The 15,664-nt window shown below is 52.1% G+C and carries 7 protein-coding genes; 3 read left to right on the top strand and 4 right to left on the bottom strand.

Features of this window, described 5'->3' with window-relative positions:
• Positions 1-64 precede the first annotated feature (64 nt).
• Entirely contained in the window at positions 65-1,270 is a 1,206-nt protein-coding gene (locus LMED105_RS02645; RefSeq protein WP_008247936.1) for an ammonium transporter, read from the top strand.
• 12 nt (positions 1,271-1,282) lie between these two features.
• Here LMED105_RS02645 and LMED105_RS02640 read toward each other — a convergent pair whose 3' ends face one another.
• The 4 genes from LMED105_RS02640 to LMED105_RS02625 all read right to left on the bottom strand — a co-directional run bounded on the left by LMED105_RS02640 (position 1,283) and on the right by LMED105_RS02625 (position 11,111).
• Entirely contained in the window at positions 1,283-1,984 is a 702-nt protein-coding gene (locus LMED105_RS02640) for a DUF599 domain-containing protein (protein ID WP_008247934.1), read from the bottom strand.
• Positions 1,981-5,169, bottom strand: coding sequence for an accessory Sec system glycosyltransferase Asp1 (asp1, locus tag LMED105_RS16060; protein WP_008247933.1), 3,189 nt, complete (start codon positions 5,167-5,169; stop codon positions 1,981-1,983). Before asp1 ends, LMED105_RS02640 begins: the two co-directional genes overlap by 4 nt.
• A gap of 96 nt (positions 5,170-5,265) precedes the next feature.
• Positions 5,266-9,318 (bottom strand): translocation/assembly module TamB domain-containing protein, encoded by a 4,053-nt coding sequence (locus tag LMED105_RS02630; RefSeq protein WP_040512080.1) that lies wholly within the window; start codon positions 9,316-9,318, stop codon positions 5,266-5,268.
• Positions 9,315-11,111 (bottom strand): autotransporter assembly complex family protein, encoded by a 1,797-nt coding sequence (locus LMED105_RS02625; RefSeq protein ID WP_008247931.1) that lies wholly within the window; start codon positions 11,109-11,111, stop codon positions 9,315-9,317. The genes LMED105_RS02630 and LMED105_RS02625 overlap by 4 nt, the downstream gene beginning before the upstream one ends.
• 517 nt (positions 11,112-11,628) lie before the next feature.
• Here LMED105_RS02625 and LMED105_RS16875 point away from each other — a divergent pair.
• Positions 11,629-14,706: a hypothetical protein gene (locus LMED105_RS16875; RefSeq protein WP_008247930.1), complete on the top strand. Its 3,078-nt coding sequence runs from the start codon at positions 11,629-11,631 to the stop codon at positions 14,704-14,706.
• Positions 14,707-14,822: 116 nt separating this feature from the next.
• Positions 14,823-15,653 carry a hypothetical protein gene (locus LMED105_RS16055; RefSeq protein WP_008247929.1) on the top strand — a complete coding sequence of 277 codons (831 nt, stop codon included), beginning with the start codon at positions 14,823-14,825 and terminating at the stop codon, positions 15,651-15,653.
• The last annotated feature ends 11 nt before the right edge of the window (positions 15,654-15,664 follow it).

Here is a 15,664-nt window from a genome sequence, read left to right as displayed (position 1 = left end):
AAAGCGGGCATTGTTTTTGCAACTAATGCCCCACTTTCAACCAAAAACCTGAAAATTCACCAAAATGGAACAAATCACTCTCGCACTGGACACTCTTTTTGTGCTTCTAGGCGCCATCATGGTGCTTGCAATGCACGCTGGATTTGCATTTCTGGAAGTGGGCACGGTGCGCCACAAAAACCAGGTCAATGCACTTGTCAAAATTCTGGCCGATTTTTCGGTCAGTACCATCAGCTACTTTTTCATCGGCTATGCCATTGCTTACGGCGTGGGTTTTTATGAACCCGCCGCAGTACTCAACGAGGGCAATGGCTATTCACTGGTGAAGTTTTTCTTTCTGCTGACATTCGCTGCAGCCATTCCCGCCATTGTGTCGGGCGGTATTGCTGAACGCGCGCGCTTTGTGCCCCAGTTGGTGGCCACAGCGGCATTGGTGGGCTTGATCTACCCCGTGTTTGAGGGCATGGTCTGGAACGGCAACTACGGCTTTCAAGAGTGGCTAACCGCCAGTTTTGGCGCCCCTTTCATGGACTTCGCGGGCAGTGTGGTTGTTCATGCCGTGGGTGGCTGGATCGCCTTGGCGGCCGTATTGCTGCTGGGATCACGCCGTGGTCGTTACACGAAAGACGGGCGAATCAGTTCTCACCCGCCCTCTTCCATCCCTTTCCTGGCACTGGGAAGTTGGGTACTGGCAGTGGGCTGGTTTGGCTTTAACGTCATGAGCGCCCAGAAAATTGAAGGCATCTCTGGCCTGGTGGCCGTGAACAGCCTGATGGCCATGGTGGGCGGCACCTTGGGTGCACTGGCCGCAGGCCGCAACGACCCCGGCTTTGCCTACAACGGCCCATTGGCTGGCCTGGTAGCCGTGTGTGCTGGCAGCAACATCATGCATCCACTGGGTTCGCTGGCTGTGGGATCCATCGCAGGCGTGCTGTTTGTGTACATGTTCACCTTCACCCAGAACCGCTTGAAAGTTGACGATGTATTGGGGGTGTGGCCATTGCACGGCATTTGCGGCGCCTTCGGCGGCATCGCAGCTGGCGTGTTTGGTCAGCAGGCCTTGGGCGGCATGGGCGGCGTGTCGTTCATGAGCCAGTTGATCGGCACTTTGGCTGGCGTGGCGTTCGCCTTGCTGGGTGGCTTTGTGGTGTACGGTGTACTGAAAATGACGGTGGGTATTCGCTTGAATGACGAAGAGGAATTCAACGGTGCCGACCTGACCATTCACAAGGTCAGCGCCAGCCCCGAACGCGAAACCAGCAGTTGGTAATCAACACGGTGCTTACTTCGACATGATCTCCAGGGCTTCTGAATAGAAGTCCCTGCGGATCAACACCAACACAATCAAAGCACTGAATGCCACCAGTAAACCAGGATGAATCATCCAGGTGACCGAGGCAATTCCGAAATAATAACTGCGCAATCCGCGGTTGAATTCATCTCCGGCCAGGCTGTTGATGCGCGCCATCCGCGACACATAAGCCTCGTTGTATTCCTTGTCCGGGTTTCCGTCGGGTGCTGCTCCTACCAAAATGGTCAGCAGGTTGAACTGGCGCAAGCTCCACGTAAATTTAAAATAAGCCACCACAAACACCGTGAGAACCAACAGCACTTTGATTTCCATCAGCCCTCGGCTAACCTCCCGGCTGAAAGGCAAATCGCTGGTGATATTGACCAACTGATCCAGCGTACCCAACAAGGCAAACAAACCCGCAATAATATAGATCGTGGTATTGGCATAAAAAGTAACGCTGTTGACCAGGTTGCCAATCAAGGCCGTGTCGCCAACGCGGTTGCTTCGAGCAAGCATTTCACGCGCCCACAGCTTTCGGAATTCATGCGTTTTTTGCGACAATCCGCGTCTGCCAAAGCGACTGCGCCCGTCAAACACGTAGTTGTAACCGCGAAAGCAGATCACAAAAAATGCCACCGCGATCCAGTCGAACACGGTGAGTAAAGAAATTGCGGTTTGAACAGCAGTCATGACAGCACTCCAACAGCTGAGAACAATTGGCGCCAATGGCGCGCCGCCTCGGCGTGACTGAATCGGTTCGCCAACGCAAAGGCCTTAACGCTCATGCATTTGTGAAACTCCTTGTCATCAAACACCGAAATGATTTGCTCGGCAAGCGCCTCAGTGTCTCCGAAAGGAGCCAACAAGCCGGTTTCGCCGTGCACAATTAAATGCGATGGTCCATAAGGAACATCAAACGCAATCGCGGGGCATGCGTGACAAAGACTTTCCATAATGGCCAGTGAATAAGCCTCGGCCTGACTGGTCAACAAGGACAAGCCTGCGCGAAGGTAATGGGTTGCAGGCGCATCAGTCCAGTCATTCAAACCAATATGGTTCTGTAAGCCCAAGGATTCAACTTGCGCCTTCAAGTCAGACAACAGTGAACTTCCCGCAACCGCGAAACCATAAAAATCAAGGCGCGCTTGAGGATACTTCTTGACCACCTTGGCGAAAGCTGCGATCGCCAAATGATGGTTTTTCTCGGGACTGTACCTGGCCATAGAGACGATACGAAATCGGTCTCGGGTTTCAAAATCGGGAATCGAGTCTTTTACTTCACAGGAGTGAGCAATCGGAAATAGTTGCCCGTTGCCATATCTTGAGGAGATGTCATTCATTTGCTGATTAGTCAGCGTGATGATTGCATCAGGACGTTTGATATCGTGCAATATATCCCTGAAATTGGAGTTGGTCGGACTTGTTGCCAGGTTGTCGACAGCATGGGTGTGCAGGGCGTGAATAATCGGCACCACTGCCACCTGACCAGACGATTCCTGATGCAATTGGTCACGCGCCGCGATTGCAGGCAAATACCAATACCGATTCTTGTCCACCACCAACACATGCTTGCCGCCCTTGGCCTTCAGCATGGAAACCAACGCAAAAGTCAGCCACTCTGACTCACTGAACAAACAGGCGACCAGCACTCCGGTCGAATCATGCAAACGAATATTGGACAGCTGTGATTTTTGATCGATTCGCTTGTAAAGCTTCGCAATGGCCAAGGTGCCATCGGGGCGCAAATAATGCTCATGGCTAACCGCGCCCCCTGCATCCAAATACTGGACACAACTTAGAAATCCACGGCTGTCGTAATAATCCTTTCGGAACTTCACGCCTTCCGAAAAATGGTTAATGTGAATAAGCGCGTCATTGACCGGATTTCGAACCACATACATCAACAATTGTCCATGTTGGCTCATCACACGGATATCCCGCCTGTCCGCCAGCAACTGGCACCGTAACATTGGATTATCAAAAAAAGATTGTCCGGTATTCAGCTGCCTTGAAACCACTTCAGCATTCTGAAAATAATCGTAAACGGATCGACACTGCGAGGACGCGGGCAAGGCTTTGTTGGCCACCAGCTTGTCGATTGACTCATGCAGTCGCGGATTGTAACGACAGGTCAACAACACGGGCTGCAACTGCATTTCCTGATCAAAAACCCGGTAGCGAAGCAATGCTGCATTCTCTACACCAGAACGCTGGAAACCAAAATTCTGGTTCAAGAACCAAAAAGTAGTTTCTTCCGCTTTTGCATTCAACAAGGTGTTTGGCCTGGCCGTTTCCTGAGCTTGATTCAACTCACCCTGAATCAGAAACTTCCGGTAAGCAACCAAGCCCGACACATAGTGCTCGACATCGTCAATGCGCACCCGATAAGCATGATGCCGAATAAAGAATGAGCCATTCAGCGTGTCGGGCTTCGCAAAGTACATCGCCCACTCAGGCCAAAAATACCCGGTTGTCAAGTAATTGGCACGCCAGTGCAAAGCACGGTAAAACTTCTCGGTATCCACTTGTAAATACAAGTCAGCAAACTCGGGCATGGCTTGCAAACGCGAGAGCATTTGTTGCGCAGCCATCATCAACTCAAGCAGCGTGGGAAAGGTGGTGATACGAGTTAATACAAAATCGAGATGATTCGAAAAATTGCGAATTCCAAACTCAAAATACTCACGCTTGGGTCGATACAAAGTGAGCTCATTGACGCAGTAGCTCATCCAGTGATCATTTGCTTTCCAGTGACGCGCAGCAATAAAGTATTCAAAAGCCAATTCAACCGCTTGTAGCCATCTTGCCCTGCGAGTGATTTTGTACAAACGCATGAGAGCGAACGCGGCCTCACCATCGTAATAAATGATCCTGAATTGTTCTTTGACGGTAAGGTCGGGGTAGTTCAACACGTGCACAAATTGACGAGTATCCGGATTCAGCATGGCGACAATGCCCTGGGCCAGTTTCTCCATCAATTCAATGTATTCGCGGGTGCCAGTCAGCTCGGTGTATTTAGCCAGTGCAAGAATGCTCACGGCATTCCCACCCAGCTTGATTTCATTTCCCGTATCGACCAAAAAGGCAGCTTGAATTCCACCACTTAACTCAATCTGCTTGATCAATTCATTCGTTAAACAATGCAGCGAACGGTCAATCGCCGACTTCAAAAATACACTTTGGGTCACTTCCCACGCTTCAATCATTGCGTAGGTGGAACTTGCATGACGAAGCGTGTTGTAAGTTGGAATTTCCTTGTTAAAGCATGGAAACAGTCCGTATACAAAAAAACCGTTGTCCTTGACCTGACGCGCCAAAAACTCACTGGCATTCAACACCAGCTCGCTACTTGATTGCACATCCAGATCGGGTAACTGGCGGCGTCCCACAGCCACACCATCTTCCTCCAGGTGGTGCACTATTTCATCTGTGCCAATGTAGGCACCCTGCGTCAAAAACAGGTACACCGGTTGCTCATCATCATGGTTCAGTGCGAAGGACTGGCCATATTTCTTTCGAGCATATTTTTCGAAATTCCCAACATTGAGCTTAGAAAACCCTTCCTCCGAACCGCCATACAACATGGCATTGCCGTTGAGTTCGCCCCACAAAAAGGAATATTCGAATTGCGGATCCAGCGCGATCCCGTAACTGAAGTAATTTCGTTTCGTTGTTGAAAGCAGCACCTTCAGTGCAGCCCAGTTGGTTCTCTTGACCTCGCAAACCCGATCCACGCGGACATATTCATAATCAACGCCTGTTTTATCAAAAAAAGCAGAGGCATGGGAACACAGTGCATTCCAGCCAGTTTCAAACGACTGACCAACAAACGTTTCTACCTGGGCTCGCTCAAGCCCATTCGAACTAGACAACATCAAGACACAGGGTTCTTGACTCGGTGTGGTACCGAGTTTTGAAAAACAATTACCCAGTTTTTCAAGTCTGGCAGGATTAATCATGTTGTCCTGAAATCAGTCAAAAGAGAATTGATAAAGCACATCGACTGCATTGTCCGCCCCCGCCCGTGCAATAAAGCTGAGCTTGCGTGAGTATTGATAGTTCAGTTTCAAAATACTGGCCGCTGTTGTCACAGATTGATCAAAACTCAGATAAACACGATCGCTGAATCGTTTTCCCAAGGACACAATACGTTGCGACAGCAAGGGATCATCAGACCCAATCACGTTTGCGGAAGCATCTGCACCAGGCGCAATGGCCACCTTGCTACCCACCGCACGGGAATCGGCTGCGGTCAAGGAACCTGTGCTTAAACTCAAGTCATCGATACCGATTGATTTCGCAATTTTACGGGTCGTACTTTCGTCCTCATCACCAAAAATTGCCGCAGCAGCGGTCAGCAACAAAGTGGAATCGCGGTCTGCCGAACCACTTCCTCGTCCTAGAATCATCCACGACAACTTCTCCGAATCTGGCACGGCTGGTTCACTGACCAGACTGACCGTGGGCCGCTGCGCAGTGCCAGTTACCTCTACACCCGCCTCAACAGCCACGCCCTTGCGCACAGCACGAACATTCAGCCCCGGGTTGTCCAGCGGACCCTGGAAGTTAACCACGCCTCGCTCGATTGAGAGATCTTGCCCATAGGCGCGATAAGTACCACTCACAGTTTGAATGGTGCCGGTGGCGCTCAAACGTCTTCCCGATCGACGCTGCCCACTGCCACCAACCCCCTCAAGCATCACCAAGCGCAAACCACCCTCAAGCCGGCTTCGCAAGCCTTCAGCGTTCACGTAAAACCGGTCACCCAAATTGGCGCGCAATTGCAGGTCTATCGGCAAACCTTGTCCGGCCAGTTCACTGCGCCCTTGAATGAACACATCGTCGCCCAGGGTTTGAGGACCACTCTCAGGCATCTCGAAGTATGCCCCCAAGGTATCCACTTCCCCCCGAATCTTTAAGGGTTGTCCGTCAACACTGGGTTGCTGCACCGTCACACTCGAGTTCACCATCATCCATCGATCGAGTCGCTGCAGCAAGGGAACCCTGTCCATGGACAAGCGGATTTCACCATTCAAACCCGTCAAATTCCAAACACCCTCTGCCTTCACTTTCCCGTTGCCCTGAATCAACGGCCCCAACTCCTCGATATAGCGGCGAGGTGGGCGACGGTTGTACACGGTGAACTCAAAAGTGTCGATACTGGCCTTGTCGGTAGTGAAGTCAACCACCACATTGCCGTCTTCAAAGCGTACCCCTTGGTCAAGCTGAAACACATCCAGATCCAGCGCAAACAATCGTCCCTGAACATCGGGGTTGTTTGCAGTGCCCGCAATCGCCATTGCAATCTGGCCTGTACCGCTGGTTCTAACCCCACCACTGATCATGGGGCCCAGCCAGTTAAGCTCGGTAAATCCGGCCGCCACCGATCCCTGCATCGCCTCATTGCCTGCAATTTCCCAGGCTTTGGTTTGCGGGTTTTGTTGAACCGGCAGTTTCAGATTTGCAGTCACTGCACCGAAATCATCGGCAAGAATATTCAAGTCCACACTGGCCGCCTCTCGATTGAAATCGAGATTTGCAGTCATGGTTCGAATATCCACATCCACCTGTGAATCCTCAAGCACCTGCAAGCCACCCGACACATGCTGCACATCCACATGGCCATCTACCTTGTTGGGATTGGCCAAGTAGTTCCATTTCACTTTTGCAATCAGATCCTTGGGTTCTACTGTCAGTTGCTTGCGCAATATCGGAGACATTCGTGGAAAATAAAACTGGGGCATTTCACCCTCAACCCGTATTTCCCGGTTCGCAATACGAAGCACTTTGTTGTTCAACACTGAGGTGTCTTCGCCTTTGAGTACAAAATTCGTGAGCTCAAAATACCCCGGCGCAATCGTGAGCGGTGCAGGAGCCTGGAGAGCAAAGCTGCGAGCAGGCAACCACATGCCCTCGATTTTCAATTGAGTCCATTGCCCTTTCCAGCCAGAAACGGTTTTCGGTGTGCGCAAAGCCCCAACCCCACCCGCAAATGCAAACTCGCCTTTCAACGGACGCAAACGACTAAAGGGCTGCAAACCACTGGCAAACTCGCCCCGTAACTCATGCTGGTTGCGAACACCACGAAGCGTGAGCTTTAATTCATTCAAGGTGTTGGTCACCGCGCCGGGTACTTTGACTTTGCTCGCCACAATGTCGCCAACCCAGGGCGAATTTGGCGCTGAACCCAGGTTGAACTGTCCCGACACGGTATCAATCTGAATCGTGTCATCCAGCTTCAACTGACGCACATCAACATTGCCCTCACCCGAGAAGTTTCCGTCAATCCCTCTCAGTTTTCCTTTCAAACGCGCCGTCCCGGAAAGTTTCATCTGAATCAGTTTTCCGAGACGCGCGAGTTCATCCAGATTCACATCCACATCAACGAAATCAGACTGGGTTCCATAACTGCCAGTGGCTTTCACCGTGTTTCCCACCACGTCCAGATCAAGCAACATATTGCTTAAGCGAGAAACCCCGCCAGTGGCCTTGGCAACCAGTGTAAGCGGGGCGTTGGCCAGGCGGGAATTCATTAAATCAAGATTGATCTCACCCAAGGGGTCCACTGCACCTGCCTTTCCACTTTGCACCAAAACCCCATTGAACGAGGCTTTTCCGTTCAAATCACCTTGCAATAATGGACTGGCATCTGGAACGTAGTTGGCAGGGTTGATTCCCTTCAAGTCAAGCTGAACATCTACCGGTACTTTTCCACGCAAATCCACACGCAACTTACCTTGAAGTTCTGCTTGCCGATCTCGAACCGAAAGGCGTTTGACCTGCAACTGCTGCCCATTCTTGGTGCCTTGAATTGTAGAGGTCAGTGCGAGTTGCTGGGGCAAACTGGCAAATACAGAAGCATCTAAATTATTGGTCTTGACATCAAAATTCACATCCCCCGCCAAAACATCCAGAGTGGCAATCTGATCGTCACTCTGCTTGGACGCTCGCCACTGAATAGAGGCATTCGCATTGCCAGCCTGACGTTTTCCATCGGCCAACTGGAGCTCATCCACCCACAAATCAAATTGTTCGGGAAGTTGCTCCCTCAGGCTCAAATTAAACCGGGCCCGCATGAACGACAACGGTAACCCACCCGACTGAACGGTTGAAGGTCGAGCATTTCTAACCGAGAAATTGCCTGTACTTTCAGAAAAATCTGCATTGGGCTCTACCGTTGCAACAATCGCAAGTGATGCGCGTGGCGCCCCATCCAGCCAATTTGACGGATCGAAATTTTCTGCGTTCAGTCGTACCGTTTCAAACGGAGTTGAACCCAACAAAGTGAGCACTGCATTGGCTTGCACACGCTGTGTTTGATCCGCCTTGCCCGGGTTTTCCCCTTTGGCATCCAGGGCAAGCGCCAAGCGTTCGATAGAGCCAGTCGCAGCCAACTGCGCATTCAGCAACAAATCATCCAATTTCCGCTGTGCGTTCACTGCACCTCTCATTTGATAGGGTTTCGCCAGCGCCATCTCAAGTGAAGAGTGGATTTGAGTGTCCCGCACATTCAATGAAAAATTATCGATGTTGAGCTGTTTCGATTGAACCGAACCCCGAGCACTCAACTGCGTTAATTCTTCACCATTGATTAACAATTGCTGCACGCTGAGATGACGCAAGTCCACATCAACGGGTACGCTGATTTCATCCGGAATAACAAGCGGAGAATCTTCTTCAGAAGGCGGTGAATCAACGCGCACAACCTGTGCCGACAAATTGCTGATTCGAACCATTCGATTCAATACATTTGACCAGTCGATTACGAGCTGAATTTGCTCAATTTCAACCGTGGTATCGGCTTGCTTCCATCGAACAAACTCAAGATCCAACCCTTGCGACAAGGTGCCTTGAACCTTGCCGAATTCAAGTTGTTGATCCGAATTTTCATTCATCCAGTCCTGCGCTTGACCCACAGCAAACCGAAGGCCGTGTTCAGTATGAACCACCCACAGAACCCCAGCAGTGACAGCCACGGCTACAGCCAGCAAGAATGTAAATAAAGCGAATACCCCACGCTTCAAAATGCCACCCCCAGCGCAAAGTGAATTCTCAAGTTGTCCTGGTCTGCGGCTTTGGCCACATCAAAAGCGATAGGCCCAGCTGGGGTTTTATAACGTACCCCCACACCAATTGCCGGCTTGGGATCAAAGTCATTCCAGTTGTCGGCAACATCACCCACATCTGTAAAAACAGCAGCGCCAAGCGGCCCGCCATCAAACCACCGGGTGTACTCGAGGCTACCAATCATCACTCGACGCCCCCCCACCAAAACACCTTGATCGATTACGCCCAAATCTAGAAAGTCAAATCCACGAAGGCTGTTGGTCCCCCCCGCGCGAAACAGGTAATCCTGTGGAATATCCCGACGTGCACTGGCCACGACCGTACCAGCCTCGAATCGTGCAGAAAATAAATTCTCTCTGGAAGGCGACCAAAACTTCTGCACTCGACCATACAAACGAACAAAGTCTTGATCGGAAGCAAACTGTTCCGAAGCAAGGGCCAACTGGCCGAAAGCAATATATCCCTCCGAAGGATTCAGGCGATCATCTACGGCATTTCTTGTCCACGATGAACTTGCAACCAGCGCCTGAGTTTGTCCAAAATTGATGCCAAGCGCGCTTCGCTCTTCCAGCTGAAAGTTCAGGCCCAAACGGTAATCGTTGATACCTTTGTTGAATTCTCGTATGGCTCCCACAGAAGATCGATCCACTTCAAGGTTCGATATTTCCTGGTGATCAATCGCCACCCCAACCGAGTCGGTAATGCCACGGGTTGACGGGGGAAGGAATACATCCGCATATGCAGACTGGCGCTTTTGTTCAACGCGAACACCGGTAACAAGCGAGTAGGCTCGATCAAACAAATTGTTGAATTGATAGGTGGCCTCAGTTCGAAACCCGGTATTGGAACTGTAGCCTGCACCCAAACCAAGGCGCTTGCTGTCACTTTCCATCACAGTGACCTCGATTGGAACATTCACTGGCTGTCGATCATCCGCATCAATTTTTACGTCCACAGCCGAGAAATAAGTTGTCCCTTGAAGATCCGCAAGCAGCCTTAACAGACGTTCTTGCTCGTATCGATCACCGGGGCGGATGGTGTTGTAACGTGAAACCAGGTCTTGGGGATATTTTGTCAATCCCTTAATTTGCAGATCTCCAAAAGTAAACACCGGACCACTGTCGTAAACCACACTCAAAGCGACTGTATTCTTCTCAGGATCAACATCAGCCAAGCTTTCAGAAAGAGTCGCAGCCGCGAAATCTTTGGCCAACAGATCCCTCAACAGACTGTCTTTACTGGCACTCCAGTCAGCTTGATTAAAGGGCTGGTTAACTCCCAAAAGCCACAAGGTCTTCAGGCGCTCACGCCGCTCTGCAAACTCGTCTTTGTTGATTTCGCCATCGAATTGAATATCCACCGACACAATTTTACTTTGTATCCCCGGCTCGATTTTTATGTTCAGAGGTGGCGCCACATCTTCGGGAACTGTTTCATCAACGACTCGCTGAATTGAGGGAGAAAAATAACCTTCTGTACCCAGAGCATCACGAATGGCCGGTCGCAATCGCCTGAATAGTTGCCACGCATCTCCGTTGTCATTCACCTGTGCAGTCGAGCGAATTTGCTGGGTGGACTGCTCGATCAAGTCCTGGAATTCAGCAGGAACGTCGTAACTCACCTTGGGGGGATCAAACTCGGTGACCGCGTCTTGAGCGTAAACCACGCCAATGTGAAAGGCTATTGCACTGCAAGCGGCACAAAGCCAGCGAATCACCTCGCTTTTGTGGTTACTCAAAAACTTCTTCATGCTTTCCTGGACAGATAAGTCAATTCTCCCTGAGCCGACACTTTGACACCGCAGTTGTATATCGTGAATTGCCCAAGTTCAAATTGCCAATAAAAATACACAAATTTACCTTGGGGCCTACCTGGCCTCACCTTGGATCATGGTGTTGGCTCAAAAATTACAATACTCCATACGAATATTTACGAAGAACCCCCACCAAAATAGGTCCCCCAGGAAGATCAGTGCCAGAAAAATAATCGCGGTTAGATAACACTCATTTGGCATTCAACAACGGCAAGTCAAGACAATCGATCGAAGTAATTATTGCAATAAATAAGCCAGCAAACCCTTTTCCAGCAACAATCAATTCTTAATTAATTTTATTAAATTTAACAATCAAAATTATCTTGCCCAACTGACGAAAATTATTCGTCCAGATATTTGTATTTTCCTGAATCCGATTGAATCCCCTGTGAGTAAAACGCTTATAGCAGTGGATTTGCCTAACAAACTCTCTAGCCTCAAGGAAATGTGAATCATGGAAAACGCCAACCCCGACGTGGGAATTATTAAGTCGCCTGCCGGTCTTCAAGTAGAACGCGGTGGCAAAATCGTAGAGCTAAGCCAAGGCGATGCCTTGCGATGGAATGATGTGGTAACCAACACTGGTACCCAGACCGCTGAAGTATTAATGCCCGCAGTGTCTGCTGGTCATGGCGACACACTGTTGCAACTGGCGCCCAACGCGTCAGCAAAGCTGGAACAGATTACCTCCACCGTAGCAGACGGCGCCAACCGAACCGAGGTTGTTGCACTAAGCGAGGGTGTTGAGTTGTATGACATTGACAATGAAGTAAGCTCAGCAATCCTCACCCCATATGAAGGCACAATGTCAGGCCTGGTAGGTGCTGGTTTGTTGGCTGGCGGTAGTGCCGGCGCTGGTGTAGGCGCAGCAATTGGTGGTGCGGCCCTTGGCGCGATTGCGCTGAGCGACGACGGTGACGACACCGTAACCACCGTGGATCCCAGTGACGACTCTGACTCTGACAGCGATTCCGATTCTGACAGCGATTCCGACTCTGACAGCGATTCTGACTCTGACAGCGATTCTGACTCTGACAGCGATTCCGACTCTGACAGCGATTCCGACTCTGACAGCGATTCCGACTCTGACAGCGATTCCGACTCTGACAGCGATTCTGACTCCGACAGCGACTCCGATTCTGACAGCGACTCTGATTCCGACAGCGATTCTGACTCCGACAGCGACTCTGATTCCGACAGCGACTCTGATTCCGACAGCGATTCTGACTCCGACAGCGATTCTGACTCTGACAGCGATTCTGATTCCGACAGCGATTCTGACTCCGACAGCGATGTAGAAGGTGATACTTCAGGGTTGATCGGCGGCGTTGAATCACTGAACGACGGCTTGGAGCAAACACCACTTGCACCAATCACCGCAGTAACTGGTGCAGTGGCTGACGGCCTGGCTACAGTGTCTGATGGCATCGCGAGTGTTTCAGACCAAGACCCAACCGGTGTTGCAAACTTGCTCGCTGAAACGGTTGGTCAGCCTCAAGAGGGCTACACCAATGACCAAGAAGGCCTTGCTGGCACAGTGAGCAACCTGTCACAAGGTTTGGCGGAAGGCGCTGAGCCAACACCACTGGACCCAGTGGTTGATCCCTTGGCACAAACCTTGGGATACAGCGAAAATGAGCCAGCCCCACAAACCATGATCGCCAGACTCTCTACTGCTGAAGCTCAAAACGAGGGCGAAGTGGATGGTGCGGCTCAAGGCCTAACCACTATAGGCAACACCTTGGCCTCTGACAGCAGCCCATTGAGCCCTCTGACTGCCGGTATTTTGGCACCAGTCGTAGGCACCAGCGACGCCGACGCAGGCTCACCTGGCGTACCCGGCACCTTGCAAGAAGTGGCGGAAGGCCTGACTGACCTGACCAATCCAAACAGCGCCCTGGCACCCTTGGCACCACTCACCGGTGGTTTGGCATTTGTAGTGGCCGGTGGGGAAGACCCAACTGGCGGACAACTGCCAGAGCAACTTTCGGGTGGCCTGGCCGGTGGTGTAGCGCTCCTTGGAGAACAAGCCGCTGACAACTCATCAGCGGCTGGCCCCGGCGCACCGCTCATCGAAACAGTTGGCAACCTGCTGGGTGGCGAACGTGCTGAAGAGGATGGCGGCGAACCTGGTGAAGGTGAAGAGCCAGGAGAAGGCGGCACAACTGGCACACCATTGGACGTGATCCTTGATCCAATTGCTGACGCAGTTGGCGGCGGTGCTCCATCCCTGCCAGGCCTGCCTGGCGGCGGTGAAGGTGGCGCGCCTGAAACTCCACTGTCACCCTTGACAGACGCGTTGATGGAAAATGCAGACCCAGCCGTTTTCGCTGAGAGCTTGGCAGGTGTAATCGAAGACATCGGCACCAACACACCTCTTGAAGCTGTGACCGAACCTCTGGTGGACGCACTGCGTTCCGGTGGCTTGCCAGACATGGGTGGCGGTGACGATGGCGAAGAGCCGGAAGAACCAAACCCAACAGCTGGCCCAATCGAAAGCGCAGCTCAGCAGTTTGTGGATGTAGCCCCAATCGAAATGATCCCAGCAATTGGTCAACCAATTGAAGACGGCATCATCACTGGCGCCATGACACTGGACGGCCTGCTGGCCGGCGGTATCCCAGGTGCACCTGCAATCCCAGGCTTGCCTGGCGGTGACGAAGGTGAGCCAGGTGAAGGCCCAACCGGAACACCTCTGGATGCAGTATTGGCTCCATTGGCGGACTTGGCTGGCGGCGGTTTGCCAGAACTCCCAGGCTTGCCTGGCGGTGACGAAGGTGAGCCAGGTGAAGGCCCAACCGGAACACCTCTGGATGCAGTATTGGCTCCATTGGCGGACTTGGCTGGCGGCGGTTTGCCAGAACTCCCAGGCTTGCCTGGCGGTGACACCGGTGGTGAAACACCAGCACCTAACCCAACAGCTGGCCCAATCGAAAGCGCGGCCCAGCAGTTTGTGGATGTGGCTCCAATCGAAATGATCCCAGCAATTGGTCAACCAATTGAAGACGGTATCATCACTGGCGCCATGACACTGGACGGCCTGCTGGCCGGCGGTATCCCAGGTGCACCTGCAATCCCAGGCTTGCCTGGCGGTGACGAAGGTGAACCAGGCGAAGGCCCAACCGGAACACCTCTGGATGCAGTATTGGCTCCATTGACTGATCTGGCTGGCGGCGGTTTGCCAGAACTCCCGGGCTTGCCTGGTGGCGAAGGTGGTACCGAAGGCCCAACCGGAACACCTCTGGACGCAGTACTGGCTCCACTGGCTGATTTGGCTGGCGGCGGTTTGCCAACAATCCCAGGCTTGCCTGGTGGCGAAGGTGGTACCGAAGGCCCAACCGGAACACCTCTGGACGCAGTATTGGCTCCATTGACTGATCTGGCTGGCGGCGGTTTGCCAGATGCGGGTGGTCTGCCAATTCCGACAGATCCATCTGCCCTGACAGATCTGCTGGGTGGCACAGGCTCACCACTGGGCTCACTGCCCGGCGCCGATGACCTGCCAACTATCCCAGGCCTGCCAACTGCCTAAACAGCAGAAGGCTCAACAAGAAACCCCTCTTCGGAGGGGTTTTTTATTTGAATCCAAATCGCGGTTCACCACAGTAAAAATAATAACTTTACCGACAACCCAACGGACATCACCTTATGAGCACGGCACCTCAAATTGGCACCATTGCCTCAAAAACCGACAAGCTTTTGGTTCAACGCCAGGGCGAGCAACTCACTTTGCGTCAAGGCGATGCAATTCTGGCTGGTGACGTTCTACAGAACAAGGACTTGGTCGCAGTGGATATTGAGCTACCCGGTCAAGCGGCTGGCCAAGCTGATTCTCTGGTTACCCTGGCCCCAGAATCCGCAGCTCAAATTGCCACCAACTCAGCCGCAGAAGGCGGCATGATTGAAGTAACCTCGTTAACAGAGGGCGTCGAACTATTTGCAGTCAGCGAAGGCACCGATGGTGCAATTTTGCTGGCCGATGCAGGCACAGGCTTTAGCGGACTGGTTGGTGCAGGTCTGCTATCTGCGGGCACTGCTGGCAGTGTCAGCGGTATTGCCACTGCAATCGGTGGAGGTGTCGGTGTGGCCGCCCTTGCAGCATCCTCTGGAGACGACACCAACGTGGAAGGTTCTGCCTTTACTGATGTCCGCGTAGACAATGGCGATGAAACCACAGACCCAGTTGACAATCCCGAGAACCCCGACGAAAGTGAAAATCCAGAAGACCCAGAGAATCCGGAAGATCCTGTCGACAACCCAGAAGAACCAGAGGAACCCACTGATCCAGTCAACGAAGGAACCACTGGTACGCCACTGGATGCAGTACTCGACCCCTTGGCCGACGCGCTTGGAGGCACACCCTTGTCGGTGATTTCCGATCCATTGTTTGATGCCTTGGGATCTTTGCCAATCGGCTCAGCACCCAATCCTGCAGACGCATTGCCACTTGATGCAATTACCGGCAATCTGCCTGTCTGAACCTGCTGAAT

Origin of the sequence: Limnobacter sp. MED105 (assembly GCF_000170915.1) — a bacterium.
Classification (GTDB): Bacteria; Pseudomonadota; Gammaproteobacteria; order Burkholderiales; family Burkholderiaceae_B; genus Limnobacter.
Note: the sequence above shows the minus strand (reverse complement) of the source record. Positions and strands in the feature narration are given on the sequence as shown.